Below are 24,735 nucleotides of genomic sequence, written 5' to 3' on the forward strand. Positions count from 1 at the left end.
GCCCCTAGAATTGAAAGTAGATGAACATCCGGTCCATGGATGGGGCCGTGAGATGGTAGATGCCCAGAAGTCCGAACACCAGGGCGCCCCGCCAGAGTGGATGGCTTTCACGCAGGGGCATCAGGCGTCGCTTGAGCACCTTCAACTCCCAGGTCATGGCCAGAAGATAGAAGAGGAAGGCAAAAATCATCAACAGATCCGGGGGTTGATTGATCCCGGATCCCCAGGCGATGGTGCGGAATTTCCAGGCCAGCACACCCAGGTCGGCGATCGACTCCAGGCGAAACAGAAACCAGCCGAATCCGACCAGCAGCATGGTGGAGAACCACCGGATCGCCACCGGGGTCCGTGCCGGGAGCAGGCGCCATTCGAGTCTTTCCAGGGAGAGGAGCAGTCCGTGGTAGACCCCCCAGAGCAGAAAGTTGTAACTGGCCCCATGCCAGATCCCGCCGAGGGTCATGGTGGCCATGAGATTGGCGATCGTGCGTCCCTTGCCGAGTCGGTTGCCGCCCAGGCCGACGTAGAGGTAGTCGCGCAGCCAGAGTGACAGGCTGATGTGCCAGCGATGCCAGAACTCACGCATGCTCGTGGCGGCATAGGGGTAGTTGAAATTGTCCATCAACCGCACGCCGATCATCCGTGCCAACCCCTTGGCAATGTCGGAATAGCCGGAGAAATCCCCGTAGATCTGGATGGAAAAGAACAGCGTGGCCAACAGGATGGTGGTCAGGGAGTATTGCTCCATGTTGCCAAAGACCGGATCCACGTAGGCGGCCAGATTGTTGGCGATCACCATTTTCTTGAAGAATCCGCGCAGGATCAGGGAGCCGGATTCACGCCACTCCAGGGGGATGGGGGTGTTGGAGGCGAACTGGCGGATCTGGGGCAGAAGGTGGGTGGCCCGTTCGATGGGACCGGCCACCAGTTGCGGAAAGAAGGAGATGTAGCAGAAGTATTCGCTTAACTGGCGCGAGGGTTCCAGTTCACGGCGGTAGACGTCGATGGTGTAGGCCATGGACTGGAAGGTGTAGAAACTGATGCCGACCGGCAGCAGGAATGCGGTGGCGGTGGGTTGGCAGACGATGGAGAAGAGCGAGAGCGCATCGCACGTCAAGGTTTGCAGAAAGAGAAAATATTTGAAAAAAATCAGAATCAGCAGATTGCCCCCGAGCGCGATCGCCAGGATCAATCGGTCGGCGTGACGCCAGCGGACGATGGCCAGCGAACCGTAAAAGTCGATCAGGGAGGAGAAGACGAGCAGGATGATGTAGTAGGGATTCCAGGCGCCGTAGAAGATCAGGCTGGCCACGTTGAGCAACTGGATGCGCCAGCGACCCAGATGCTTCCAGGCGACCACGAAAACGAGCATGAAAAGGAAGAATGCGTAGCTGGTGAATTGCATGCGGGCGACCTGCTGACACGATGACTGCGATGCCCTGGAGTGTACGGTATTTTCGTGGAAAGCGACACAGGGTTCTGGTCACGGCGCGGTTTGTCGATCGGCTTTGGGTGCGGGCGATGATCGAGTCGCTTCCGGGATGGGCCAAGGAAGGCAAGGGGGGGGTGGGGTTCCCCCCTTGCTGTCCATGTCACCCGCCGGTCTGGTCGGAGAGCGTTTCCGGTCAGACGGAGGGTGCGGTGTGGGGAGGATCAGAAGGTGGTGAATTCATCATCCGAGGCGCCCTGGTGGCGTGACGCGGCGGGGGCGGGCAGGGCGCGATGAGGCGCCGTCGGGGCGTGGACAAGCGCCACCTTGGCCGGCGGGTGGGCGGCGCCGCGAGGCCGGGAGGTGTCCATCCGTCGCGCGGGAGCCCGATCGTCCCGACCGGTACGGAAGAACGCAACCGAATTCTGCAAGGTGTCGGCCTGGGCGGAAAGCTCTTCCGAGGTGGCCGCCATCTCCTCCGAGGTGCCGGCGTTGCGCTGGATCGCCTGATCCATGGACTGGATCGCGCTGTTGATCTGCTCGGCGCTTTGGGTCTGCTCGCTGCTCGAGATCGAGATCTCCTGAATCAGTGTCGCGGTTTTCTGGATGTCGGGCACCAGCCGTGCCAGCATGCCGCCGGCCTGTTCGGCAATGGAGACGCTGGAGGCGGAGAGTCCGCCGATCTCGCTGGCCGCGGTCTGACTCCGTTCCGCCAGCTTGCGCACCTCGGCGGCCACCACGGCAAACCCCTTGCCGTGTTCCCCGGCCCGCGCCGCCTCGATGGCGGCATTCAGGGCCAACAGGTTGGTCTGACGGGAGATCTCCTCGATGATGGAGATCTTCTCGGCGATCTCCATCATCGCGTCCACCGCCCGTTTCACCGCCACCCCGGTCTCCACCGCATCCTTGGCCGCCTGTTGCGAGATGGTCGCGGTGGTTTGGGCGTGATCGTGATTGCGACGGATACTCTGGGTCATCTCCTCCATGGCCGATGAGGTCTCCTCGATGGCTGCCGCCTGCTCGGTGGAGGATTGGGAAAGCTCCTGGGCCGCGTCCGACAGGTGCTGGCTGCCATTGGCCACCTCGTTGGAGGCCATCTTGACCTGCTCGAGGATCTCCCGCAGACGGGTCACGGTTTGGGACAGGGAGGTGGCCATCAATCCCACTTCGTCTTTCTGGCGGATGGCGGTTTCGACCGTCAGATCCCCCTGCCCAAAGGTTTCGGTCATCGACTGCAACGCCTGCACCGGCGTGGTGATGGCCCGTCCGATGATCCAGGCCAGCAAGGCGCCCAACAGCAGGATCACCCCGCTTACGCCCAGGGCGATGCCGGCATCCTTCTGGGCTCGTGCGGAGGTCTCCTCGGAGGTCTTGCTCATGTCGGTGTTCGCCTCCTTCACCAGGGCCTCGATCAGGGGCTCCATGGCATGGCTTGCGGCCCGCATCTTTTCGGCGTCCTGGGCGAGCTCCTTGTTTTTGGCCACGAGTCCCTCGAAGGCCTGTTTGTAGGTTTGCAGGGTCTTTTCCATGGCGGCGCGATCCTCGGACGCGATGGCGGATTCGCCGATCACCTGGCGCATGGCCTCCAGACGTTTGGCCACGCTGGCGACATATTTCTCCTCCCCACGCAATTGATAATCCTTTTCATCCTTGCGCAGCTCCAGATAGAGTCGGGCCAGTCCGGGGACATACCGGCTCCGCAACACCTGTTCCATCTGATGGGCCGCTTCGCGGAACCCCTCCGTCACCCCGGCATCGCCCTTGCCGGACTGGATCGTGGCCATGCCATCCTGAAAGCTCTTCTGATAGCGGTCCGTCAAACCGGCCAGGTGCTTTTTCATCGCGTCGTTCAAGGTGGAACTGGCGATCTCCTTGCGGAAATGGTCGATGGTCTTGGCGAGTTCCTCGGCGTATTTCGACTCCCGGCGCAGTTGAAAATCTTTTTCCGCCCGGCGCATCTGTAATAGAATCAAATAGATTTCATCGGTATCGTACCGTTGGATCTGTTGTTCCATGGCGTGGGCCGCATCCCGGAACATCCCTTGCAAACCGACGTTGGGGGTGAGGCCCTTGTCGGTCTCGTTTTTGGCCACGCCACGGAAGGCCTGGGCGTATTCGTCGAGACGGTTCAGGATCTCCTGATCCAGGCGGGCGCTTTCGGCATCCTGGTTCTGGGTGGCCTTTTTGAGCATCTCGGTCACCGTGGCGTGCATGGCGGTGATGCGTTCGTTGGTGGCGTCGAGATACTTGCCATCCTTGCGCAACAGAAAATCCTTTTCGCCGCGACGGGCCTCCAGCATCTGGATGTTGAGTCGCAACGCCTGACTCTTCTCCACCTCGACCCGCTCCAACACATCGCCCTGGTAACCGTCCAGGGTGCGATGCAGGGTCTGATCGTATTGCCAGATCACCCCCAGGAACAGCAGGCCCACCAATCCGAAACTCCCGGCCACCTTGACCCCGATCTTCATGTCCCCCAGTCGCATCATGCCGAATCCCCTCGCTTGGTTGTCAACGTCATTTTGGATGGTTCGCGTTTCATCGTGAAAGTGATAGTTAAGAATTGATATTCGTCCATGAAATTCTCCTATTTGTTATAGGGGATTTTGACGCTTCTGGCAATTCGAAATCCGGTCCATGGAACAAGGCGCGTTATGCGCGTCCATGTCGGCCATCAAATCAGGACGAAAAACAAGTAGAACTGGTCAATGGATACTATTTCGCATTGGAATAACGGGGTTCGCGGGCCAAAGCGGACCGCATGGATGGCGGAAATGGGGGGCGGGCCGGTAAAAAGGGGAAGAGACAGGCGGAATCGGGGAGATCGTCTCACTCGAACGCTTGCTGGATCTCCAGGAACCCATCGAGATGGGTCAGGAACAGATCCACCAGTTCGGGATCGAAGTGGGTGCCGCGATCCTTGCGGATCTGCCCGACCGCTTTTTCGATGCTCCAGGCCGGCTTGTAGGTGCGTTTGTGGGTCAGGGCGTCGAACACATCGATCAACGAGGTGATGCGCGCGAAGATGTGAATCGCCTCGCCGGCCAGACCGTTGGGATAGCCGGTGCCGTCCCACTTCTCGTGATGCTGCAGGCTGATGATCGCGCCGGTGCGAATGATCGGCTGATCGGAGTTGCCGAGCACCTGATGGCCGATCTGGGTGTGCGAGCGCATGATGCGCCACTCCTCGTCGGTCAGGGAACCGGGCTTGTTGAGGATCGCGTCCGGAATGCCGATCTTGCCCAGGTCGTGCATCGGCGAGGCCATGCGCAACAACTCGCAGTCACGCGACGGCAGACCGGCGAACTGCGCCAGAAGACGCGAATTTTCCGCCACGCGCCGCACATGCTGTCCCGCCTCGCCGCTACGGGTTTCGATCACCTCGCCCAGGGTGAAGGTGACATCCTTCTGGGTGGCGATGATCTCGCGATGGAGCAGAAGCTGCTCGAACGAGGCGGTGACGTTGGCGGAAAACAGTTCGATCAGATCCCGATCCACCTCGCTCAGACGTCGCCCGGCATCCAGCAGCAGCAGATTCTCCAGGCCGTTGCGGGTGCGGAAATAGCCGATAAACACCTGCTCGGAGAACAATGGACGCCGCTCGCGCAACGCCTGCCAGGTCAGGGTGACCAGATCCGAGGAGAGCACCTCGTCCACGGGTTGACCGATCAGCGGCGCGTGTTGTCCGGTGGCGGCATGAATGCGGATCACCCCATGTTTCAGGGTGGCGGCAAAGGCGTCCGTGGCGGGCTGGCCGGGATTGATCACCAGTCCGAACTGCTCGAGAATGGTCTGCGCCAGCTGTCCCATGGAGTGGAACTCGTAGAGGCTCCCGGAGGCGTCGATCACCCGGTGCATGCCGCGACGGGTCTTTTCGATGGTGTCCAACAGCTTGAAGGCGCGCAAACCCGCGGTCACCGAGGTGATCAGGCTCTGGTTGCTTAAGTTCACCTTGTCCTTGTAGTCGTTGATGTCGTAGGCGGCGATCACCTCCGCCTCCGGGGCCAGTCCCGGCTGACCGGTGCGCAGGATGATGCGCACCCAGGGGTTTTCCAGGGTGTCGCGAATGTAGCGCACCACCTCCAGCCCCTCGCGATCGCTCTCCATCATCACGTCGAGCAGCAGCACCGCGGTATCCGGATGCTGGACCATCAGACGCCGGGCATCCGCCCCGGAGTAGCCGTGGATGAAACTCATGCGCCGACCGTCGAAGAGCAGATCCTTGAGCACCAGCCGGGTCAGGGGGTGCAGATCGGGATCGTCGTCGATCACCATGATTTTCCAGGCCCCCTCCGCGGCGAACGGCGGGGCCGCGACCGGGCCGCCCCGGCTGGGGATGTGTCCCGACAACAGGGAGTCCGAGGGACGCGAGGGCTGGTTCATGGGGGTGGGCTCCTGGTCCGGTCAAACGGGGAAGTGGATCCGGAACTCCGTTCCGGCGCCAGGCGCGCTGCGGGTTTCGATGGTCCCGTTGAGGCGCTGGGTCACCAGATTGTAGACGATGTGCATGCCGAGTCCACTGCCGCCCTGATTGCGATTGGTGGTGAAGAAGGGTTCGTAGATCAGTTTCACGGTTTCGGCGTCCATGCCCTGACCGTTGTCCCGATAGTGGAGGAACACCGTGGCCGGGTCGATGAGACCGGCCTCGATGTCGATGCGACCCGCCTGGCCGGCTCCGAAGGCGTGGGCCAGGGAGTTGAGAATGAAATTGGCCACGATCTGCGACACGGCGCCCGGAAAGGTGTACAGCACGATCCCTTCCGCGCATTGCACGGTGACCCGATGGGGGGCGTTCTTGAGTTTGGGACGCAGGGTGAAGACGGTTTCGTCCAGATACTCCTTGAGGTCGAAGCGGCGTTTCTCCTGGCTGGTCTGATCCACCGCCACCTGCTTGAAACTCAAGATCAGATCCGAGGCGCGCCGCAGATTGGCCTGGATCAGCCGGGAGGCCTCGCCGACGTTCTCCACGAAGGCGTCCAGATCTTCCCGGTAGAGGGTGCCTTCCCGGTAGTGGGCGAGGAATTTGTTCAATTCGCTTTCCAGATAGGTCACGGCGGTGAAGCTGGTGCCTACCGGGGTCTTGATCTCGTGGGAGATGCCCGCCACGAGTCCGCCCAGGGCCGCGAGCCGCTCGGACTGGATCAGCTGATTCTGGGCGCTCTTCAACGCGGACAGATGGTCGTGCAGTTCGGCGGTGCGTTCACGCACCTTCTCTTCCAGAAAGGTGTTCTGGTATTGCAGCGACTCCTCGAGCCGCTTGCGTTCGATCATGCTGCCCAGGGTCTGGCACATGGCCATCAGCAGCAGTTCCTCTTCGGGGTTGTAGGGCTGGCCATGGGCCAGATAGAGGGTCAACACCCCCAGCAGCCGTTCCCCGGAGAGGATCGGCACCGCGTAGTGACCATGGGGCGGCATCTGGGGAAAGGTGATTTCGTGGCGTTCGTCCACCCGGTCGGCATGCAGCGGTTGCCGGGAGAGCGCCGCCCGTCCGCATACACAGTGTCCATGGGCGACCCGCGCGCACAAGGTGAGCAGTTGGTCGTCGAGTCCCAGGTGGGCGGTCAGGCGCAGGGTGTCGGTTTGGGGTTCGTTCAAGAAGATCGCCCCCTTGGCCTGGATCGCCAGCCAGGGCACCGACAGGATGAAGGCCAAGGCCTGGTCCAACAGTTCGTCGAGCGGCACGCGGTGGTAGGAGATCTCGTGCAGACCGTTGATCACCCGCTGGAAGGTCAGGTAGTCGCGGGCCTGTTTCTCGGCGCGCAACCGTTCCGAGATGTCGCGGAACACCACCACCGCGCCGCGGATTTCACCCTGATCACGGATCGGCGTGGAGGTGTATTCGACCGGAAAGGCCGTGCCATCCTTGCGCCAGAACAGCTCATCGTTGACCACCTGGGTCTCGCCGGAGCGGATCGCGGCGAAGATCCGGCATTCGTGGCGCGGATAGGGGGATTGATCGGCATGGGTGTGATGCACCCGGTCGTGCAGGGAGGTGCCGATGATCTCTTCGGGCAGCCAGCCGATCATGCGCGCGGCGGCGGGATTGATGAAGGTGGTGCGACCGGAGGGGTCCAGACCGTAGATCCCCTCGCCGGCGGCCTCGAGCAGGAGCTGGTTGTGACTGCTCATGCGGCCCAGGTCGGCCTGGGCCTCGAGACGGGCACGCAACTCCCGGGCGACCACCTCCTGGGCCATGGCGATGGCATCGGCGACCATGGTCACTTCGTCGAGGCTCTTGTCGCGCACGGCGTGCAGGGCGTCGCGGATCTCCGGGGTGAGATCCAATCCCCTGGAGAAGGCTTCGGCCACCCAACCGAGGGTGTTGATGCGTCGGGTGATGCGGATCATCCAGGAGCCGAGGCTTTTCCAGAACAGCCAGGAGATCAGGGCGAACAGCGCCACGCCCACGATCAGAAGCTCTGTCACCGAGAAAAGCGATTCCGTGACATGGCGGATCACCAGGCGCGGGCTGTTGGGATCGTTCTTGCGCCAGGGAATGATGATCTGGTCGATGCGCTGGTTTTTGTTCCAGAAGGTCGCGTCGAGGAGGGATTCAGGGGGGGGTGACGTGTTGCCTTGCGAGCTGGCCATCACCCGTCCCTCGTGGATCACGAAGAGTTCGGTGAAGGGCAGGGTGGCGCGGAACAGGAGTCCGTTTTCGATGGCCACCAGGACGAAGATCTCCCCATGTCCGATCGGACCGAGCCAGAACGGTTGGGCGATCCAGCGGTGGAGCACGCCGGTGGTGGTGGAGACGTGCCAGCCGCTGTTGCCGCTGAATTCAAGGGTTTCCGGCAGACCGGAAAAGTGGGACGGATGGACGTGGAGCACCTGGCGCGCCTCGTCGGTGATCACCACCGCCGCGAAGGAGGAGTCGCTCTCCTGACGCAACGATGCGGTCAGCGCATCCCAGGCCCCCACCCCGCGGGCAAAGAGATCGAGCAGTTCCAGCCGGTTGTGGAGTCGGACCGCCTGTTCCTGCCACTCCTGTTCCAGCAGGACCAACTTGTCGGCATGGAACCGTTCCAGGGAGGTCATGATCTGGTGGGCGGTACGGTTCATGGCGGTGAGCTGCAACCAGAAGGCGAGCGTCGCGATCACCACGATCATCAGGAGCGTGGTGATCGCGACGCGGCTGGCCGCCTGGCGTGGCAGCACATCCTTGCGGGTCGTGACGTTCGAGGGGTTCACTCCTTGCGTCCGGCCCATTGGTCGTTGATGAGATGCTCCATGCGCACGGCGGTCGCCTCCGGGGCTCCGGCGTGGAAGAACTGGTTGGTTTCCGCGATTTGCAGGTTGGAAAAGGCCCCGTCGCGGCTGAACAGGCGCGGATATTTGCGCAGGCAGACCCGGACCACTCCTTTCTCCTCTTCAGAGAGGCCCGCCAGCTGTTCCACCACCTCTTCCGGGGTGTGTTCGACGATCCAGCGCAGGGAGCGGCGCACGGCGTTGACCAGCCGTCTGACCTTTTCCGGCTCGTTGGCGATCACGTCGGGACGGGTGGCCACGGTGGCGTGGAGGACTCGGGATCCGGCGATGTCGCGGTTGTTGTCGGGGTCGGCGAGATTGTGCAGAAAGAACCCCTTTTCTTGTTGCAGCAGCCAGGTGGCGAAGGGCTCCTCGGAGACGATGGCATCCACCTGTCCAGAGTCCAGGAGTATGGCGCGCCGTGTCCAATCCTGTCCGGTGGAGATGACCCGTGCCTCGCGTGGTTGCAGGCCGTCGGCCTTGAGGAGCATTTCGAGGAGCTGTTGGGACATGGTTTTGGCGTTGACCGCGCTGGTGTGCACGCCGACGATGCGCCCTTTCAGATCGGCGATGCGGGTGATTTCGTGCTCGAGGGACTTGCGCACCACGAGCGCGAACTGGGGCGCGTCGGAGAGGGCGGCCACGCCGACCAGATCGCCGCCGTTGGCCTTGAGGGACATGAGGGCCGGGAATCCCGCTGCCGTGAAATCGCTGTTGCGGGAGACCAGTTCCTTGATGGCCAATCCGCCGCCCTCGACATGACGGAGTTGCACCTCGATGCCTTCGTCGCGGTCCGCGCCGATGGCGGGGATCAGGTCGATGGGCAGAAAGGAGAGGTTGTGCGGTCCGACGACGCTGATGACGATTTTGAACAGGGGATCGCCGGCCCAGCCGAGGGCCGGGGCGAGCAGGAGCAGCGAGAGGAGCGGCGTGAGCAGGCGCATCACGTTAAAAACGATCATAAGGGAAAGCGCACGCTGTCGATGATTATTTGCTTTAATGGATTCCATTCTCATTTTAACGCAGATGCTCCCCGCCGTCCACCCGTATCAACTCTCCGGTCACAAAGTCATGATCCATGAGGAATTGGAGCGCGGAGATGATGTCATCGGTGCTGCCCGCGCGGCGCAGCGGGGTGGCGGAACCGATCTGGGCGAAGGTGACGGCGGAGTCGCCTGGTGCCGGCAGGATCGGACCGGGACCGATGGCGTTGACGCGGATCCGGGGAGCCAGTTCCAGGGCGGCCTGGCGGGTCAGGGTCCAGAGGGCCGATTTGGCTGCCGAATAGGCGGCGTAATGGAGACGCGGACGATCGGCATGCTGGTCGATGATCTGGATGATCTGGCCGTGCTCTTCATTCGGGAGACGGCGCGCGAAGTCGCGGGTGAGAAGAAACGGCGCGGTGAGGTTGATCTCCAGGTGGCGTTGCCACAACTCCAGGGAGGTGTCGATGAGATCCCCGCGTTCGAAGATGGCGGCGTTGTTGACCAGCAGGGTGACCGGGCGGCCCGAGAGCCGCTCCTCGGCCCGTTCCAGAAGGGTTTGAAGTTCGGATGGATCGCCCAGGTCGGCCTCGAGGGCGTGGGCCTCCCCACCCTGGGCGGCGATCTCCCGGATCAGGGCGGTGGCCGCGTGCGGGGAGTGGCCGTGATGGATGACCACGGCCAGACCCCGTTGGGCCAGGGCGCGGGAGATGGCGGCGCCGATGCGGCGCGCACCGCCGGTGACGAGCGCGGTGGTGGGTTTGGGGTGCATGCTGGGCGCTCTCCGGAATTGGGGTTGGGGTGGTTGTCGGTTCTCGCGCCGGGAGGGCGTCACGACCTCTCTATCCTGGCAGCATGGGTGTCCGGGTGCAACTTTTCTTGCGTCGGCAACTTTTTGGACGTCGCCCGGGAGCGGATTTCCCGGCGTTGTTTTGGGGTGTGCGGAGAAAAGTATGTGTTTGTTTATGCATTTGCCGTGTTGGCAGGTGTCAATTCTATGAATGGTATATAAATTGCATTAACTTAGCCATGACAACCTGTTCTTGACAACGAGGTCAACAATTGCGCATCGGGTTCATGCGAGGTATCCAGCGATGAAACTCCAAGAGTGGTCCAGGCCGATGAATGACGAAATACAGGTCATCCGCTTCGTGCCCCCGTCCGAGTTCAAGCGGGAGGCGACCGATTGGATGATGGATGTGAGCGACCAGCTCAAGATCGTGGAGGCGCGGGGGGCGGGTGCGGTCTCCACCGATCACATCTCCCGTTCCATGGGGGCGTTTCACCGTCAGGCCGCCTCACGGGGGTTGAACGAGGTGGCGGACCTGGCCTTGAGCGTGGCACGGGCTTTGGAGAGCGCCCCAGGACGTCACGAGACCGCCCGCCGGGTGGTGGCGCTGTCGCTGGCCGCGGTGAGTCAGATTCAATGGCTGCTCAATCCGTCGGTGGAAGGGGCGGGACGCAACGCCCGTCGCATCGTCCACGGTCTGTTGAGCGACTGGTGAGCTGGACCGGAAGGCTGGTGCCCACCGGGTGAGGTGGGGCGGGGGTGCGTCGGATTCGTGCTGTCAAGCGCCACCACTTGGCCCCATTCGGTTGCACCAGGATGGACAGGCCACGTTCATTTGCGACGCTCTTGGGTGTTGGCGCCGGTTTGGGATTGCGCAACCGGGTATCGGTCAGGGATATGGCGCGGTTCCTTGGTTTGCGGCGGATGTGTGTCGTGGTTTGCCTGAACCCCCGATCCGCACACGATCTTTGCACACACCAAACCGGGATGTCTGTACACACACTTGGAACAAAAAGAAGCCAGCAAATGTTTAATCTTGCTGGCTTCTTGGAGATTCTTGGAGGTCTTTGGAAAAATATGGTGCCCAGGGACAGAATTGAACTGCCGACACGAGGATTTTCAGTCCTCTGCTCTACCAACTGAGCTACCTGGGCATTCTGCGGATGGTCGTCGCGCTTGCACGCTTTCGTGACAGGCACCTTTAATACAGAATTGCGGGAGAAGTGTCAAGATGGATTGATGAGATTGTCCGTATGTGTCACAGTTTTCAGGATGGCGGTGGCACTCCTTCGGACAGGTTGATCCATTGAAAATCAGCATCGGCATGCGGCTTCAGTCTGGGCCCTGGGGGGGAGGCAATCGCTTCGGGAGTGCGCTGGGCGCCTATTTGCGCCAGCTGGGCCACGAGGTGTGCCACGACTTGACGCCACGGGACCTGGACATCATCCTTCTGGCCGAGCCGGAGGGCCGGCTGCGCATTTCCGCCTACGACCACGCCGACATTCTGCGTTATCTCCTGTTCGTCAACAAAAAGGCTCTCGTCGTCCACCGCATCAACAACACCAGCGAGGCGCGCGACGATGAATCGAAAACCTTCAACCGGTTCCGCATTCACGCCAACCGGATCGCCGACCACACGGTGTTCGTCAGCCAATGGGTGCGGTCGTGCTATCTGGCATCCGGATTCGGGGCGGATCGTCCGGCCTCGGTGATTCTGAATGGCGCGGATGCCAGACTGTGGCGCCCCGGCGATCCCGGTACCCGCGCCCATGACGGTTGCCTGCGTATCGTCACCCACCACTGGAGCACCCACGCCAACAAAGGGTGGGACATCTATCGACGACTCGATGCCCTGCAGGGCCAATCCCCCTGGAACGAATGGCTGCGCTTCACCTTTGTCGGCAGGCTGCCAGAGGGGGAGCGCATCGAGAACGGACGGCATGTGATGCCGTGCACGGGGGAGGCGTTGGCCGAGGAGTTGCGTGGACACGATGTCTATCTGACCGCCTCGCGTTTCGAGGCCGGCCCCAATCACCTCCTGGAGGGGGCGATGTGCGGTCTGCCGTTGTTGTACCTGGAGAGTGGTTCGATGGCCGAATATGGTGATGGATACGGTATTCCATATACACCCGGGACACTGGAAAACGTTCTGCTCGCGATGCGGGAAGAACGAAATTCCTGGCGGCAGAAGGTGCTGGAATACCCATTCACCGCAGATCGCATGTGCGGCGCCTACCTGGAACTGTTCGAACGGTTGTTCGCGGAACGGGCGGATTTGATGACCGCGCGTCGCTGGTCCTCGCAATGGGTCTGGATGGTTAAATGTCTGTTAAAGCGCCCCTGGAGCGGGTAAAAAACAGGATCGGGCAAGAAGACTGGCTGATCGCTCTCAGATGTTTAACATATTCTGATAGTATAATGATGCGTCGCGATACGGTTCGATAATGTATCCAACCATGAATATACAATTTTTTTGATCCCGGCATTGCGGAACCGCTTGACCCAGAGCGCGTGCGATGGTAGAAATTCCGGCGCGTCATCATGCGGCTCACCCATGAATGGCGCCTGAAGCAAAGCACGACAGCGCAACCCCTTCGTGGAGCATGGCCGAGATGCTTGAGAATTATTTTCCCATTCTGGTTTTTCTGGCCATCGCCGGCGGCATGGCCGTCGTCACCCAGGTGATGTCCTTTCTTCTCGGGCCGCGCAATCCGGATCCCAAAAAACGTGCCCAGTACGAATGCGGCTTCTCCCCTCTGAGCGGCATCCGCGTCCCCTTTGATGTCCGATTCTATCTGCTGGCCATTCTTTTCGTGGTGTTCGATCTCGAAGCCGCGTTCCTGTTTCCGTGGGCCGTCTCCTTCAGGCAACTCGGCGTGATTGGCTTCGTGGAGATGGTTCTCTTTCTGCTGATTCTGTTGGTCGGCTATGCCTATGTCTGGAAGAAGGGGGCATTGGAATGGGATTGAACGATCCGTTTGTCCAGGGCGTGGCCCAGGAGGTGGGTGAGCGCGGTTTTCTGCTCACCTCGGTGGATACGCTGGCCAACTGGGCGCGCACCGGCTCCATGTGGCCGATGACCTTCGGTCTGGCCTGCTGCGCGGTGGAGATGATGCAGGCCGGCGCCAGCCGCTACGATCTCGACCGTTTCGGCATCGTCTTTCGCGGCTCGCCGCGTCAGTCCGACGTGATGATCGTGGCCGGCACCCTCACCAACAAAATGGCCCCGGCCCTGCGCAAACTCTACGACCAGATGCCCGAGCCCCGTTGGGTGGTCTCCATGGGCTCCTGCGCCAATGGCGGCGGCTATTACCACTACGGCTACGCCACGGTGCGCGGCTGCGATCGCGTCGTGCCGGTGGATGTCTACATTCCCGGCTGCCCGCCGACCGCCGAGGCCTTCCTGTACGGTATCCTGCAACTGCACAAGAAAATCCATCGCACCCATACCTTCGATGGTGGCTGGGGTGCCAACGGCGTGCGTCCGCCCAAGAAACTGGTAGGGTGAAGCGATGACCCCCGAAACCCTCGACACACTCGAAGCCGCGGTGACGGAACGGCTGCCGGATCTGCCTCGCGAGCGGATCGGCGATGCCCTGGTCGTGCGGGTGACCCCCGAGAACCTGATCGCCGTCATGACCGTGCTGCGCGATGATCCGGCCTTGAATTTCCACCAGATGATCGATCTGGCGGGCGTCCACTATCCGGAACGGGACAAGCCCTTGGAGGTGGTCTACCAGTTGCTGTCGGTTTACAAGAACCATCGGCTGCGGATCAAGTGCGCCCTGGCCGAGGGCGAGGCGATCCCCTCGGTGACCCCGCTGTGGAGCTGCGCCGACTGGTACGAGCGCGAGGCGTATGATCTGGTCGGCATTCTTTTCTCGGGCCATCCGGATCTGCGGCGCATCCTCAACGAATACGATTTCGACGGCCATCCGTTGCGCAAGGACTTTCCGGTCACGGGCCGGATCGAGGTGCGTTACGACGAAACGCTGGGCCGTATTGTCCGGGAACCGATCTCCCTCGAGCGGGGGAATCGCGAACCCTACCGCCACACTCTCTAGGAGCCGAGACGTTGGCGATGGAAACGCAAGCGCAAAAAACCGAATTTCTGAACTACACGGTCAACTTCGGACCGCAGCATCCGGCGGCGCACGGTGTGTTGCGTCTGCTGCTGGAACTCGACGGCGAGGTGGTGGAGCGGGCCGATCCGCACATCGGCTTCCTGCATCGCGGCACCGAAAAGCTTCTGGAGCACAAGACCTACCTGCAGGGCGTGCCCTATTTCGACCGTCTCGACTACATGTCGATGATGAGCGAGGAGCACTCCTGGGTGTTGGCGGTCGAGAAGCTGATGGGGGTCCAGGCCCCGGAGCGGGCCCAGTACATCCGGGTAATCTACGCGGAGCTGACCCGTATCCTCAACCATCTCCTGTTCCTGGGGGCCCACGGTCTCGATGTGGGCGCCATGACCATGTTCATCTACTGCTTCCGCGAGCGGGAGCGGATCATGGACATGTACGAGGCGGTGTGCGGGGCGCGCATGCACGCGGCCTATTTCCGTCCGGGCGGCGTGGCGCGGGATTTTCCCGAGGGACTGGCCGAGAAGATCCAATCCTTCACCGAGGATTTCCCGGCCAAGATCGACGAGTACGAAACCCTTTTGACCGGGAACCGCATCTGGAAACAGCGTCTGGTGGACATCGGCGTGGTTTCCGCCGCCGAGGCCCTCGACATGGGCTATGTGGGCCCCATGCTGCGTGGTTCAGGGATCGCCTGGGATCTGCGCAAGGCCGAGCCGTATGACGCCTACGACCGGGTGGATTTCGACATTCCGATCGGCAAGAACGGCGACAGCTACGACCGCTATCTGGTGCGCGTCGAGGAGTTGCGGCAGAGCAACCGCATCATCGCCCAGTGTTTGAAGCAGATGCCCAGGGGGCCGGTGAAGATCGAGAACTTCAAGACCTCCTCCCCCTATCGTCAGGAGATGAAGGAGGGGATGGAGTCGTTGATCCACCACTTCAAGCTCTTTTCCGAGGGGTTTGAGGCGCCTCCGGGCGAGGTGTACGTGGCCACCGAATCCCCCAAGGGGGAGTTCGGGGTGTACATCATCTCCCACGGCGGCAACAAGCCGTATCGGGTCAAGATCCGCGCTGCCGGCTTCAACCATCTGCAATCCTTGAAGACCATCTTGAAGGGGCACATGCTGGCGGACGTGACGACGATCGTCGGAACCATCGACATCGTGTTCGGTGAAATCGACCGGTAGCTGGGATCGACGGACGGGCCGGGCCCCTCGGGGAACCGGGTCCGGTCGAGAGCTGGAATGGCCGTGGAAATCCCTCGGGGCGTTCCACGGTCGGGGGGTGAGGGGGTTTTTCTCCCATCAAGATCGTTAGTCGGGTCGTTTTGGACCATTGCATTGAGGCATCGCGAGCATGAACGAGCGGAGTCCACTCTCCACGGGCGTCACGCCCCGGTTTTCCGATGAGTCGCTCAAGGAGATCGAAACGATCTTCAAGCGCTATCCGGCGGATCGGCGCCAATCCGCGGTGATGCCGATCCTGCATCTGGCGCAGCGCGAATTCGGGGGCTGGCTCTCCCGGGAGAGCCTCGATTATGTGGCCGGCATTGTCAACATGCCGCCGATCCGGGTCTACGAGGTGGCCACCTTCTACACCATGTACAACCTGCGTCCGGTGGGGATGTATCATGTGCAGGCCTGCACCAACATCTCCTGCTGGCTGTGCGGCTCGGATCAGGTGATGGATGCCTTGCGGCGCAAGCTCAAGATCACCCCCGGCCATACCACCGAGGACAAACGCTTCACGCTGGCCGAGGTGGAGTGTCTGGGCGCCTGCGTCAATGCGCCGATGATGCAGATCAACGACGATTATTATGAAAATCTGACCGCTGACAAGGTGGTCGAGATCATCGACCGGCTTCCCTGATTGATCCGGGATCAACTCGAGCGGCGGACGCCATCACGGATAACACCTCATGAAGATCGTCTATCAGAACATCCATCTCCCCAACAGCCACACCCTGGCGGTCTATCGCGCCAATGGCGGCTATCAGGCGGTGCTCAAGGCCATTGAACTGGGTCCGGACGAGGTGATCGAGGAGGTCAAGCGGTCCGGGATCCGCGGACGCGGCGGCGCGGGCTTTCCGGCGGGCATGAAGTGGTCGTTCATTCCCAAGAACGATCCCCGGCCCCGCTACCTCACCTGCAACGCCGACGAGGGCGAGCCCGGCACCTGCAAGGATCGCGACATCATCCGCTTCGATCCGCACCGGTTGATCGAGGGGATGATCATCTGCGGCTTCGCGGTGGGGATCCAGCAGGCCTACATCTACATCCGTGGCGAGTTCTACCGCGAGACCGAACGGTTGCAGGCCGCCATCGACGATGCCTATGCCGACGGAATCCTCGGGGATAACGCCTTGGGCAAGGGGTTTAAGTTCCATCTGGCCATCCATCGGGGTGCCGGGGCCTACGTGTGTGGCGAGGAGACCGGTCTGATCGAGTCGATCGAGGGCAAGAAAGGGCAGCCGCGCCTCAAGCCCCCGTTCCCGGCCAACATCGGCCTGTACGGCTGTCCGACGGTGATCAACAACGTCGAGACCCTGGCCTCCATCCCGACCATCATCGAGAAGGGCGGAGCCTGGTACGGTGGCCTGGGCGTGGCCAAGTCGAGCGGCACCAAGATCTTCTCGGTATCCGGACACGTCAACAAACCGGGCAACTACGAGGTGGAGCTGGGCATTCCCTTGAAGACCCTCCTCGAGGAGCATGCCGGGGGCGTGCGCGGCGGCTGGAGCAATCTCAAGGGGGTGATTCCGGGTGGATCCTCCTCGCCGATCCTGCCCGCCGAGGTGTGCGCCACCATCACCATGGACTACGATTCGATGGCCAAGGCCGGCACCATGCTGGGTTCCGGGGCGGTGATCGTGATCGACAAATCGGTATGTCTGGTGCGCGCCGTTGCGCGGCTCTCCCGTTTCTACCGGCACGAGTCGTGCGGACAATGCACCCCGTGCCGAGAGGGGACCGGCTGGCTGGCGCAGATCATGACGCGCATGGAGGCGGGGCAGGGGACCATGGAAGACATCGATCTGTTGCAGGAGATCTGCAACAACATCGGCGGCAAGACCATCTGCGCCCTGGGTGACGCGGCGGCAGGTCCGATCATGGGTGCGCTCCGGTCGTTCAAGGAGGAGTTCATCTACCACGTGGAGCATGGCCGCTGCATGGCGGGTTGAGGAGCGAGCTTGGAAAAATGCCTACGCTGATCATCGACGGGAAGGAAATTGATGTCAAGCCGGGGACCTCCATCATGGAGGCCGCCAAGCTTTTGGGCATTTACATTCCCCATTTCTGCTACCATCCCAAGCTGCCGATCGCCGGCAACTGCCGCATGTGTCTGGTCGAAGTGGAGAAAATGCCCAAGCCGGTGATCTCCTGCGCCATGCCGGTGAGCGAGGGGATGGTGGTGAAGACCGACTCTCCCATGGTGCGCACCGCGCGCAAGGGGGTGATGGAGTTCCTGCTGATCAACCACCCCCTGGATTGTCCGGTGTGCGATCAGGGTGGCGAGTGCACCTTGCAGGATCTGGCCATGAAATACGGCCCGGACCGTTCGCGTTTCCACGATCACAAGCGCGAGGTGCCCAATCACGATCTGGGTCCGTTGATCGAGACCGAGATGAACCGCTGCATCCACTGCACCCGCTGCATCCGTTTCTCCGAGGATGTCTCCGGCGTCGAGCAGATGGGCGCGGTCTACCGTGGCGATCACATGACGGTGGGTCCGTTCGTTGAGACCTTCCTGGATTCGGAGCTGACCGGTAACCTGGCCGAGATCTGCCCGGTTGGGGCGCTGAATTTCAAGCCGTTCCACTTCCAGGCGCGTGGCTGGGAATTCAAGCACGCCGACGGGGTATGCGCCCACTGCTCGGTGGGGTGTCACACCCGTCTGGACCATCTGGATGGTCGCATTTTGCGTGTCATGGCGCGCGGTTGGGACGCGGGCAACGAGAGCTGGCTGTGCGACAAGGGTCGTTTCGCCATCGACGGTCTGCGCGAGGGACGTCTGGAGGAGCCCCGTGCCCGTGCGGTGAACGGCGTGGTGCAGCAGAAGGTGAGCTGGCCCGAGGCGTTGGATCGGGCGGCGGCGGTATTGAAATCGGTGAAGCCCGAGGAGGTGGCCGGTCTGGCCTCGGATGCGATCCAGGGTGGCGAGGAGCTGTTCGCGTTCCAGGATTTCCTGCGCAACGTGGTGGGCACGCCGCATGTGGATCACCGTCTGCGGCAACGGGATTTCTCCGGCGACGAGCAGGCCCTGACCCGCGCGGATCTGTTGATGAACACGCCGCTGGTGGAGTTGGCCGGCGCGGACGCGATCGTTCTGGTGGGTTTTGATCCCCGCTTCGAGACACCGCTGTTGAACTTCCGACTGCGCCGCGCGGCCCAGGCCGGCGCGCGGGTGGTGTCGATTCATGCCCGGCAGTTGAACAGCAACATTCCGGGTCTGACCTCGATTCTGGTGACCCCGGGCGGCGAGCCGACCTTGTTGGGTCAGATTCTGCTCGGCCTGGATGGCGAGGCGCCGGGTGGCGATGCCGGGATGGTGGCGGCTCTGTTGAAAGGCGCCAAAAAGCCGGTGGTGCTGCTGGGCGGACAGGCGATCCTCCATCCCGAGGCCGAGACGTTGCGTCGTCTGGCCGTGGCGATTCTGGACAAGCTGGGTGCCATCGGTCCGGGCTGGAACGGATTCAACCGGGTGGCCGCGCGCGGCAACGCGGCGGCAGCCCAGGATCTGGGCGTGGTGCCGCATCGCGGTCCTGGTTATACCCGCCTGGAGCGGGTGGGGATGAACGCCACGGCCATTCTCGAGGCCGCCGCCGAGGGGCGGATCAAGGTGTTGTTCCTGATGGGGGTGGATCCCACCGAGGAGGCCCTGGATCGGGATCTGGCGCGGCGTGCCCTGGAGAAGGCGCGGGTGATCCATCTTGGCGCCTACGGCTGCGAAGCGGCGCGGGTCGCCGAGGTGGTGCTGGCCGGTCTGGCTCCGGGCGAGAAGTCCATGACCTTGACCAACTGCGAAGGTCGGGTCCAGCACAGCGCACGGGCGGGCAACGGACCGCTGGAAGCCAAGGAAGATTGGCGCATTCTGCGCGGTTTGAGCGATCGGTTCGCGGCTCCTCTGGGTTACAACGATCTGGAGGCGCTGCGCAAGCGTCTGGCGGCGAGCGATCACCGCTACGATTTCGCGCGGCTCGGTCCGGGCGAGACCCCGCGGGCCTGCGATCACAGCCCGGTCACCAAGGGATTGCCGGTGACGGTGCGCCCCGTGGAGCAGGCTTCCGGCATTCATCTGGTGCTGGAGTCCTGCTTGTATCGGGATGATCCGGTCACTTGGCGCTCGCCGGTCATGTCCAGGCTGGCCCGCGATGGTCGCTTGCGGATCCATCCGGACGATGCCAAGGGTCTGGCGATCGTGCAGGATGGTCTGGTGCGGGTGCTCCAGGGCGAGAAGCGGGTGGAGTTGCGCGCGGAACTGGATGCGCGGATTCCTCTCGGCGTGGTGTTCGGGGATTTCGGCCAGGGTGAGCACTCTCCGCGTGAGTTGTGCGACGACGCCCGCGGTCATGGTCGGGTGAGTCTGGTGGCATTGCCGGGTTGAGCGGGCGGTCACCGGTCGCCATGAGGCGATGGGTGATCCGGCGTGGATCCGGAATTGGGGTTGAATGGCATGCCAGGTTCGGCGAGGACCTGGGCATGGTGGCGAGTGTCAAGCGTGGACCGGGGACGACATGCCTGAAATTCTGAAAGAACTCTTGGGAACCGTTCATGGCTTCGGCGAGGGGTTATTCGGACCGATGCTCTGGATCGGTGTCTGGACCGTGATCAAAATCGTGCTCCTGCTGGCCCCGGTGCTCTTCATGGTCACCTACATCACGCTGGCGGAACGCAAGATCATCGGCTTCATGCAGGTGCGTTACGGACCCAACCGGGTGGGCTTCTGGGGGATTCTCCAGCCTCTGGCCGACGCGGCCAAGCTGATCTTCAAGGAGTTGCTGCTGCCCGAGAAGGCGGACCGGACCCTCTTCTTCCTGGCTCCGGCCCTGACGCTGGTGCCGGCCCTGATCGCCTGGGCGGTGATTCCGTTCTCGCCGGGTCTGGTGCTCGCGGACATCAACATCGGCATCCTCTACATTCTGGCCATCTCCTCGATGGGGGTGTACGGCATCATCATGGCCGGTTGGGCATCCAACACCCGCTTCAGCTTTCTGGGCGGTCTGCGCTCGGCGGCGCAGATGGTCTCGTATGAGGTTTCCATGGGCTTCACCCTCATCCCGGTGGTGCTGCTTTCCGGCAGTCTCAACCTCACCGAGGTGGTCAATGCCCAGAAGGGGATGTGGTTCGTGATTCCCCTTCTGCCGATGTTCGTGATCTACTTCATTTCGGTGGTCGCCGAGACCAACCGTTCCCCCTTCGACCTCCCGGAGGCCGAGGCGGAACTGGTGGCCGGTTTCATCACCGAATATTCGGCCATGAGTTCGGGTCTGTTCTTCATGGGCGAATACGCCAACATGATCCTGGTCTCTTTCATGGGCTCCATCCTCTTTCTGGGTGGATGGTTGCCGCCGGTCGGGTTCCTGGATTTCATCCCCGGCGTCATCTGGCTGGGGCTGAAGGCGGCGTTTCTGCTGTTCGTCTTTTTGTGGATCCGGGCCACCTTCCCGCGCTATCGCTACGACCAGTTGATGCGGCTGGGTTGGAAGGTTTTTCTGCCCATCTCGCTTTTGTGGATTTTCGTCACCGCGCTGGGTGTGCTGCTGTTCGGAAAGGCGTAATGGAGGAGATGCCAAGATGGGATTGAACTTCAAGGAGTTGGCCGACACCTATGCCCTGCGGGAGCTGGCCTCCGGGCTGGCGGTCACGCTGCGGCACATGTTCAAGCCGCACATCACCATCCAGTATCCCGAGGAGCGCACGCCTTTGTCGCCCCGTTTTCGTGGCGAGCACGCCTTGCGTCGCGACGAGAAGGGTGAAGAGCGCTGCGTGGCCTGCAAGCTCTGCGAGGCCACCTGTCCGGCCCAGGCGATCTACATCGAGATCGATCCGGAAAGCCGCGCGGAGAAGCGTTTGACCCAGGTCTACAGCATCGACGAGACCAAATGCATCTTCTGCGGCTTCTGTCAGGAGGCCTGCCCGGTGGATGCGATCGTGCTGGGACCGAATTTCGAGTTTCACGGTTACACCCGCGAGGATCTCTATTACAACAAGGCGCGGTTGTTGGCCAATGGTGAGCGGTGGAAGGCGGAGATCGACGCCAATCTCGCCGCGGACGCCAAATACCGGTAAGCAGGAGCGCGACAGATCATGGTAGCGGATCTCGTATTCTACATCTTTTCGGCCATCTCCGTGGTTGCGGCCATCGGGGTGATCGCCAGTCGGAACCAGGTCCATTCGGTTTTGTTCCTGATCCTGGCCTTCTTCAATGTGGCCGGTCTGTTTGTGCTGCTGGAGGCGGAGTTCCTGGCCGCGATTCTGGTGATCGTCTACATGGGGGCGGTGGCGGTGCTGTTCCTCTTCGTGGTGATGATGCTCAACGTCGATTTCGAGGAGCTGCGCAAGGGGGCGATGGAGCATCTGCCGATGGGGCTGTTCATCGGCGCGCTGATTCTCGTCGAGTTCGGCTTCATCCTCTCCGGGATCCATGTGGAGGGCCATGCCCACCAGGCGGCCAACATCTCGAACACCCAGCTGATCGGGCAGGTGCTTTTCACCAGGTTCCTGCTGCCGTTCGAGGTTGCCTCGTTGATCCTGCTCGTGGCGCTGATCGGCGCGGTGGTGCTGACGCACCGTCGGCGCAAGGACGTGAAGCGGCAGGATATTCCGTCGCAGATCGCCCGTCGGCGCGAGGATGCGGTGGAGCTGGTCAAGGTCGCTTCGGGTCAGGGAGCCAAGCCATGAGTCTGAACAACTATCTCTTGTTGAGCGCCATGCTGTTCACGATCGGCATTGTCGGGATCTTCCTGAACCGGCGCAACATGATCATCATCCTGATGAGCATCGAGCTGATCCTGTTGGCGGTGAACATCAACTTCGTGGCCTTTTCCCACTATCTGGGGGATGTGTCGGGCCAGATCTTCACCTTTTTCGTGCTGACCGTGGCCGCTGCCGAGGCCGCCATCGGATTGGCCATACTGGTCGCCTTCTTCCGGAATCGCGCCACCATCGACGTGGAAGAGATCGACACCCTCAAGGGTTGAGCCGGGCCGCTCCATTCTCAAGGGCTGAAAAAACCCCACTTGCATGCGGGATTTGAGACCACGATGAGCAAGAACCTTCTGATTGTCCTACTGCCCCTCGCGGGATCCCTGATCGCCGGACTCTTCGGACGGCGCTTCCTGGGGAACGCGGTGAGCCGTCTGGTGACCATCGTCTGCATGTTGGGGGCGCTGGCGCTCTCGATCCAGGCCTTTCTGGCCATCGCCGTGGGGGATGCCCCGACGGTGCGCGAACCGATCTTCTCCTGGATCGTCTCCGGGGGATTCAAGGTCTCCTTCGGGATGCTGATCGACCGGTTGACCGTGGTGATGCTGGTGGTGGTCAACGGTGTTTCGACCCTGGTGCACATCTACTCGGTGGGCTACATGGCCGAGGATCCGGATCAGCCGCGCTTTTTCTCGTATCTGTCGCTCTTCACCTTCGCGATGTTGATGCTGGTCACCGGTGACAACTTCCTGCAACTCTTCTTTGGTTGGGAAGGGGTGGGACTGGCCTCGTATCTGCTGATCGGCTTCTGGTTCACCAAGGAGTCGGCCTGCAACGCGGCGATCAAGGCGTTCCTGGTCAACCGGGTGGGCGACTTCGGTTTCGCGCTGGGAATCTTCGCCCTGTACATGGTCTTCGGCACCCTGGATTACGCCGAGGTGTTCGGCATGGCTGCGGCGGGCCAATATCCGGCCACGGTCGATTTCCCGCTCTGGGGCGCGGTGCCGACCATGACCCTGATCTGCCTGCTGCTCTTCGTGGGGGCCATGGGCAAGTCGGCCCAGCTGGGTCTGCACACCTGGCTTCCGGACGCGATGGAGGGTCCGACCCCGGTTTCGGCGTTGATCCACGCCGCCACCATGGTGACCGCCGGCGTGTTCATGGTCTGCCGCGCCTCGCCGCTTTTCGAACTCTCCCAGACCGCCCTCAACGTGGTGACCATCGTCGGCGCCTCCACCGCCCTGTTCGCCGCCACCGTGGGCCTGGTGCAAAACGACATCAAGCGGGTGATCGCCTACTCCACCTGCTCGCAGCTGGGGTACATGTTCTTCGCTGCGGGAGTCTCCGCTTATCCGGCGGCCATGTTCCACCTGTTCACCCACGCCTTCTTCAAGGCTCTGCTCTTTTTGGGCGCGGGTGCCGTGATTCATGCCATGCACCACGAGCAGGACATGCGCCACATGGGTGGCCTGGTGAAGAAAATCCCCTTCACCTACGCGGTGATGATGATCGGTACGCTGGCTTTGACCGGCTTCCCCTATCTGGCTGGTTTCTACTCCAAGGACGCGATCCTCGAGTCGGCCTACGCAGCTCACACCACGGTCGGCACCCTGGCCTGGATCATGGGCATGCTCGCCGCGATCCTGACCACCTTCTATTCGTTCCGGCTGGTCTTCATGACCTTCCATCGCGGCGCGCCCAAGGATCACCACGACAGGCACGCCTACGACCACGCCCACGAGGCCCCCTGGTCCATGCGTCTGCCGCTGCTGATTCTGGCTGCCGGATCGCTGGTGTGCGGCTACCTGGGGCAGTCCATGGTCGATGTCGGCTGGTTCAAGGAGTCGATCGTCATCGTCAAGGGTCACGACGCCCTGGCCCATGCCCACCATGTGGCCGCCTGGGTGAAGTGGTCGCCGTTCGGCATGTTCCTGATAGGCCTGCTTCTGGCCTGGATCCTCTACATCAAGGTGCCGGGCCTGCCGGCGATCATGGCCGATGTGCTGCGCGGCATCTACCAGTTCCTGCTCAACGCCTGGTACTTCGATCGCCTCTACGACCGGCTCTTCGTGCGCACCGCCCGCGAGATCGGTCAGGGGTTGTGGCAGACGGGTGATGTCAAGATCATCGACGGCTACGGCGTCAACGGCACCGCCGGCCTGGTCGTGCGGTTGGCCCAGGGGTTGAAGCGGATGCAGACCGGTTACGTCTATCACTATGCCTTTGCCATGGTGATCGGGGTTCTGATTCTGATCACGGTTTACGTTTGAGTTGGGGG

The 24,735-nt window shown here is 62.0% G+C and carries 20 protein-coding genes and 1 tRNA gene; 14 read left to right on the forward strand and 7 right to left on the reverse strand.

Translation table 11 applies throughout. From position 1 onward, the window contains the following. Positions 1 to 4 precede the first annotated feature (4 nt). The 6 genes from ACOY6C_RS00875 to ACOY6C_RS00900 all read right to left on the reverse strand — a co-directional run bounded on the left by ACOY6C_RS00875 (position 5) and on the right by ACOY6C_RS00900 (position 10,429). Entirely contained in the window at positions 5 to 1,402 is a 1,398-nt protein-coding gene (locus tag ACOY6C_RS00875) for an MBOAT family O-acyltransferase (RefSeq protein WP_420903587.1), read from the reverse strand. A gap of 248 nt (positions 1,403 to 1,650) precedes the next feature. Continuing rightward, positions 1,651 to 3,915, reverse strand: coding sequence for a methyl-accepting chemotaxis protein (locus ACOY6C_RS00880; RefSeq protein WP_420903588.1), 2,265 nt, complete (start codon positions 3,913 to 3,915; stop codon positions 1,651 to 1,653). 340 nt (positions 3,916 to 4,255) lie between these two features. After that, positions 4,256 to 5,809, reverse strand: a complete 1,554-nt coding sequence (locus ACOY6C_RS00885; protein WP_420903589.1) for a DUF3369 domain-containing protein — start codon at positions 5,807 to 5,809, stop codon at positions 4,256 to 4,258. Between the two features lie 21 nt (positions 5,810 to 5,830). After that, entirely contained in the window at positions 5,831 to 8,617 is a 2,787-nt protein-coding gene (locus tag ACOY6C_RS00890; protein WP_420903590.1) for a PAS domain-containing sensor histidine kinase, read from the reverse strand. Further along, positions 8,614 to 9,636: an ABC transporter substrate-binding protein gene (locus ACOY6C_RS00895; RefSeq protein ID WP_420903591.1), complete on the reverse strand. Its 1,023-nt coding sequence runs from the start codon at positions 9,634 to 9,636 to the stop codon at positions 8,614 to 8,616. Before ACOY6C_RS00895 ends, ACOY6C_RS00890 begins: the two co-directional genes overlap by 4 nt. Positions 9,637 to 9,691: 55 nt before the next feature. Further along, entirely contained in the window at positions 9,692 to 10,429 is a 738-nt protein-coding gene (locus tag ACOY6C_RS00900) for an SDR family oxidoreductase (protein WP_420903592.1), read from the reverse strand. A gap of 349 nt (positions 10,430 to 10,778) precedes the next feature. On the opposite strand from ACOY6C_RS00900, the gene ACOY6C_RS00905 reads away from it, so the two are divergent. Further along, complete coding sequence (locus ACOY6C_RS00905; protein WP_420903593.1) at positions 10,779 to 11,162, forward strand: hypothetical protein; 384 nt, start codon at positions 10,779 to 10,781, stop codon at positions 11,160 to 11,162. Positions 11,163 to 11,525: 363 nt separating this feature from the next. Here the strand turns inward: ACOY6C_RS00905 and ACOY6C_RS00910 are convergent. Then, positions 11,526 to 11,601, reverse strand: a tRNA-Phe gene (locus ACOY6C_RS00910). A 152-nt stretch (positions 11,602 to 11,753) separates the two neighbouring features. Here ACOY6C_RS00910 and ACOY6C_RS00915 point away from each other — a divergent pair. From ACOY6C_RS00915 to nuoL, 13 genes are all read left to right on the forward strand, one after another. Beyond that, positions 11,754 to 12,800, forward strand: coding sequence for a glycosyltransferase family protein (locus ACOY6C_RS00915; RefSeq protein WP_420903594.1), 1,047 nt, complete (start codon positions 11,754 to 11,756; stop codon positions 12,798 to 12,800). Positions 12,801 to 13,059: 259 nt separating this feature from the next. Further along, positions 13,060 to 13,416: an NADH-quinone oxidoreductase subunit A gene (locus ACOY6C_RS00920; RefSeq protein WP_420903595.1), complete on the forward strand. Its 357-nt coding sequence runs from the start codon at positions 13,060 to 13,062 to the stop codon at positions 13,414 to 13,416. Continuing rightward, positions 13,407 to 13,955 (forward strand): NuoB/complex I 20 kDa subunit family protein, encoded by a 549-nt coding sequence (locus ACOY6C_RS00925; RefSeq protein WP_420903596.1) that lies wholly within the window; start codon positions 13,407 to 13,409, stop codon positions 13,953 to 13,955. The genes ACOY6C_RS00920 and ACOY6C_RS00925 overlap by 10 nt, the downstream gene beginning before the upstream one ends. Before the next feature lie 4 nt (positions 13,956 to 13,959). After that, complete coding sequence (locus tag ACOY6C_RS00930) at positions 13,960 to 14,511, forward strand: complex I 30 kDa subunit family protein (RefSeq protein ID WP_420903597.1); 552 nt, start codon at positions 13,960 to 13,962, stop codon at positions 14,509 to 14,511. Between the two features lie 17 nt (positions 14,512 to 14,528). Further along, on the forward strand, positions 14,529 to 15,719 hold the full coding sequence (locus ACOY6C_RS00935) for an NADH-quinone oxidoreductase subunit D (RefSeq protein WP_420903598.1): 1,191 nt from the start codon (positions 14,529 to 14,531) through the stop codon (positions 15,717 to 15,719). Between the two features lie 169 nt (positions 15,720 to 15,888). Further along, on the forward strand, positions 15,889 to 16,401 hold the full coding sequence (gene nuoE / locus ACOY6C_RS00940; RefSeq protein WP_420903599.1) for an NADH-quinone oxidoreductase subunit NuoE: 513 nt from the start codon (positions 15,889 to 15,891) through the stop codon (positions 16,399 to 16,401). A 49-nt stretch (positions 16,402 to 16,450) separates the two neighbouring features. Next, on the forward strand, positions 16,451 to 17,713 hold the full coding sequence (nuoF, locus tag ACOY6C_RS00945; RefSeq protein ID WP_420903600.1) for an NADH-quinone oxidoreductase subunit NuoF: 1,263 nt from the start codon (positions 16,451 to 16,453) through the stop codon (positions 17,711 to 17,713). A 17-nt stretch (positions 17,714 to 17,730) separates the two neighbouring features. Beyond that, entirely contained in the window at positions 17,731 to 20,136 is a 2,406-nt protein-coding gene (gene nuoG, locus ACOY6C_RS00950; protein ID WP_420903601.1) for an NADH-quinone oxidoreductase subunit NuoG, read from the forward strand. Positions 20,137 to 20,266: 130 nt separating this feature from the next. After that, positions 20,267 to 21,310 carry an NADH-quinone oxidoreductase subunit NuoH gene (gene nuoH / locus ACOY6C_RS00955; RefSeq protein WP_420903602.1) on the forward strand — a complete coding sequence of 348 codons (1,044 nt, stop codon included), beginning with the start codon at positions 20,267 to 20,269 and terminating at the stop codon, positions 21,308 to 21,310. A 16-nt stretch (positions 21,311 to 21,326) separates the two neighbouring features. Further along, entirely contained in the window at positions 21,327 to 21,821 is a 495-nt protein-coding gene (gene nuoI / locus ACOY6C_RS00960; RefSeq protein WP_420903603.1) for an NADH-quinone oxidoreductase subunit NuoI, read from the forward strand. Between the two features lie 18 nt (positions 21,822 to 21,839). Further along, entirely contained in the window at positions 21,840 to 22,433 is a 594-nt protein-coding gene (locus ACOY6C_RS00965; protein WP_420903604.1) for an NADH-quinone oxidoreductase subunit J, read from the forward strand. Next, positions 22,430 to 22,732, forward strand: a complete 303-nt coding sequence (nuoK, locus tag ACOY6C_RS00970; protein WP_420903605.1) for an NADH-quinone oxidoreductase subunit NuoK — start codon at positions 22,430 to 22,432, stop codon at positions 22,730 to 22,732. Before ACOY6C_RS00965 ends, nuoK begins: the two co-directional genes overlap by 4 nt. Before the next feature lie 63 nt (positions 22,733 to 22,795). Continuing rightward, entirely contained in the window at positions 22,796 to 24,727 is a 1,932-nt protein-coding gene (gene nuoL / locus ACOY6C_RS00975; protein WP_420903606.1) for an NADH-quinone oxidoreductase subunit L, read from the forward strand. The last annotated feature ends 8 nt before the right edge of the window (positions 24,728 to 24,735 follow it).

It is taken from the genome of Candidatus Magnetaquiglobus chichijimensis (assembly GCF_045865675.1).
In the GTDB taxonomy this organism is placed as follows: Bacteria; Pseudomonadota; Magnetococcia; order Magnetococcales; family Magnetaquicoccaceae; genus Magnetaquiglobus; species Magnetaquiglobus chichijimensis.

Bases quoted from the DNA above. Each gene is read 5' to 3' on its own strand.
- ACOY6C_RS00875 (WP_420903587.1), bottom strand. From the start codon at position 1,402: ATGCAATTCACCAGCTACGCATTCTTCCTTTTCATGCTCGTTTTCGTG.
- ACOY6C_RS00880 (WP_420903588.1), bottom strand. From the start codon at position 3,915: ATGATGCGACTGGGGGACATGAAGATCGGGGTCAAGGTGGCCGGGAGT.
- ACOY6C_RS00885 (WP_420903589.1), bottom strand. From the start codon at position 5,809: ATGAACCAGCCCTCGCGTCCCTCGGACTCCCTGTTGTCGGGACACATC.
- ACOY6C_RS00895 (WP_420903591.1), bottom strand. From the start codon at position 9,636: ATGATCGTTTTTAACGTGATGCGCCTGCTCACGCCGCTCCTCTCGCTG.
- ACOY6C_RS00900 (WP_420903592.1), bottom strand. From the start codon at position 10,429: ATGCACCCCAAACCCACCACCGCGCTCGTCACCGGCGGTGCGCGCCGC.
- ACOY6C_RS00905 (WP_420903593.1), top strand. From the start codon at position 10,779: ATGAATGACGAAATACAGGTCATCCGCTTCGTGCCCCCGTCCGAGTTC.
- ACOY6C_RS00920 (WP_420903595.1), top strand. From the start codon at position 13,060: ATGCTTGAGAATTATTTTCCCATTCTGGTTTTTCTGGCCATCGCCGGC.
- ACOY6C_RS00925 (WP_420903596.1), top strand. From the start codon at position 13,407: ATGGGATTGAACGATCCGTTTGTCCAGGGCGTGGCCCAGGAGGTGGGT.
- ACOY6C_RS00930 (WP_420903597.1), top strand. From the start codon at position 13,960: ATGACCCCCGAAACCCTCGACACACTCGAAGCCGCGGTGACGGAACGG.
- ACOY6C_RS00935 (WP_420903598.1), top strand. From the start codon at position 14,529: ATGGAAACGCAAGCGCAAAAAACCGAATTTCTGAACTACACGGTCAAC.
- nuoE (WP_420903599.1), top strand. From the start codon at position 15,889: ATGAACGAGCGGAGTCCACTCTCCACGGGCGTCACGCCCCGGTTTTCC.
- nuoF (WP_420903600.1), top strand. From the start codon at position 16,451: ATGAAGATCGTCTATCAGAACATCCATCTCCCCAACAGCCACACCCTG.
- nuoG (WP_420903601.1), top strand. From the start codon at position 17,731: ATGCCTACGCTGATCATCGACGGGAAGGAAATTGATGTCAAGCCGGGG.
- nuoH (WP_420903602.1), top strand. From the start codon at position 20,267: ATGCCTGAAATTCTGAAAGAACTCTTGGGAACCGTTCATGGCTTCGGC.
- nuoI (WP_420903603.1), top strand. From the start codon at position 21,327: ATGGGATTGAACTTCAAGGAGTTGGCCGACACCTATGCCCTGCGGGAG.
- ACOY6C_RS00965 (WP_420903604.1), top strand. From the start codon at position 21,840: ATGGTAGCGGATCTCGTATTCTACATCTTTTCGGCCATCTCCGTGGTT.
- nuoK (WP_420903605.1), top strand. From the start codon at position 22,430: ATGAGTCTGAACAACTATCTCTTGTTGAGCGCCATGCTGTTCACGATC.
- nuoL (WP_420903606.1), top strand. From the start codon at position 22,796: ATGAGCAAGAACCTTCTGATTGTCCTACTGCCCCTCGCGGGATCCCTG.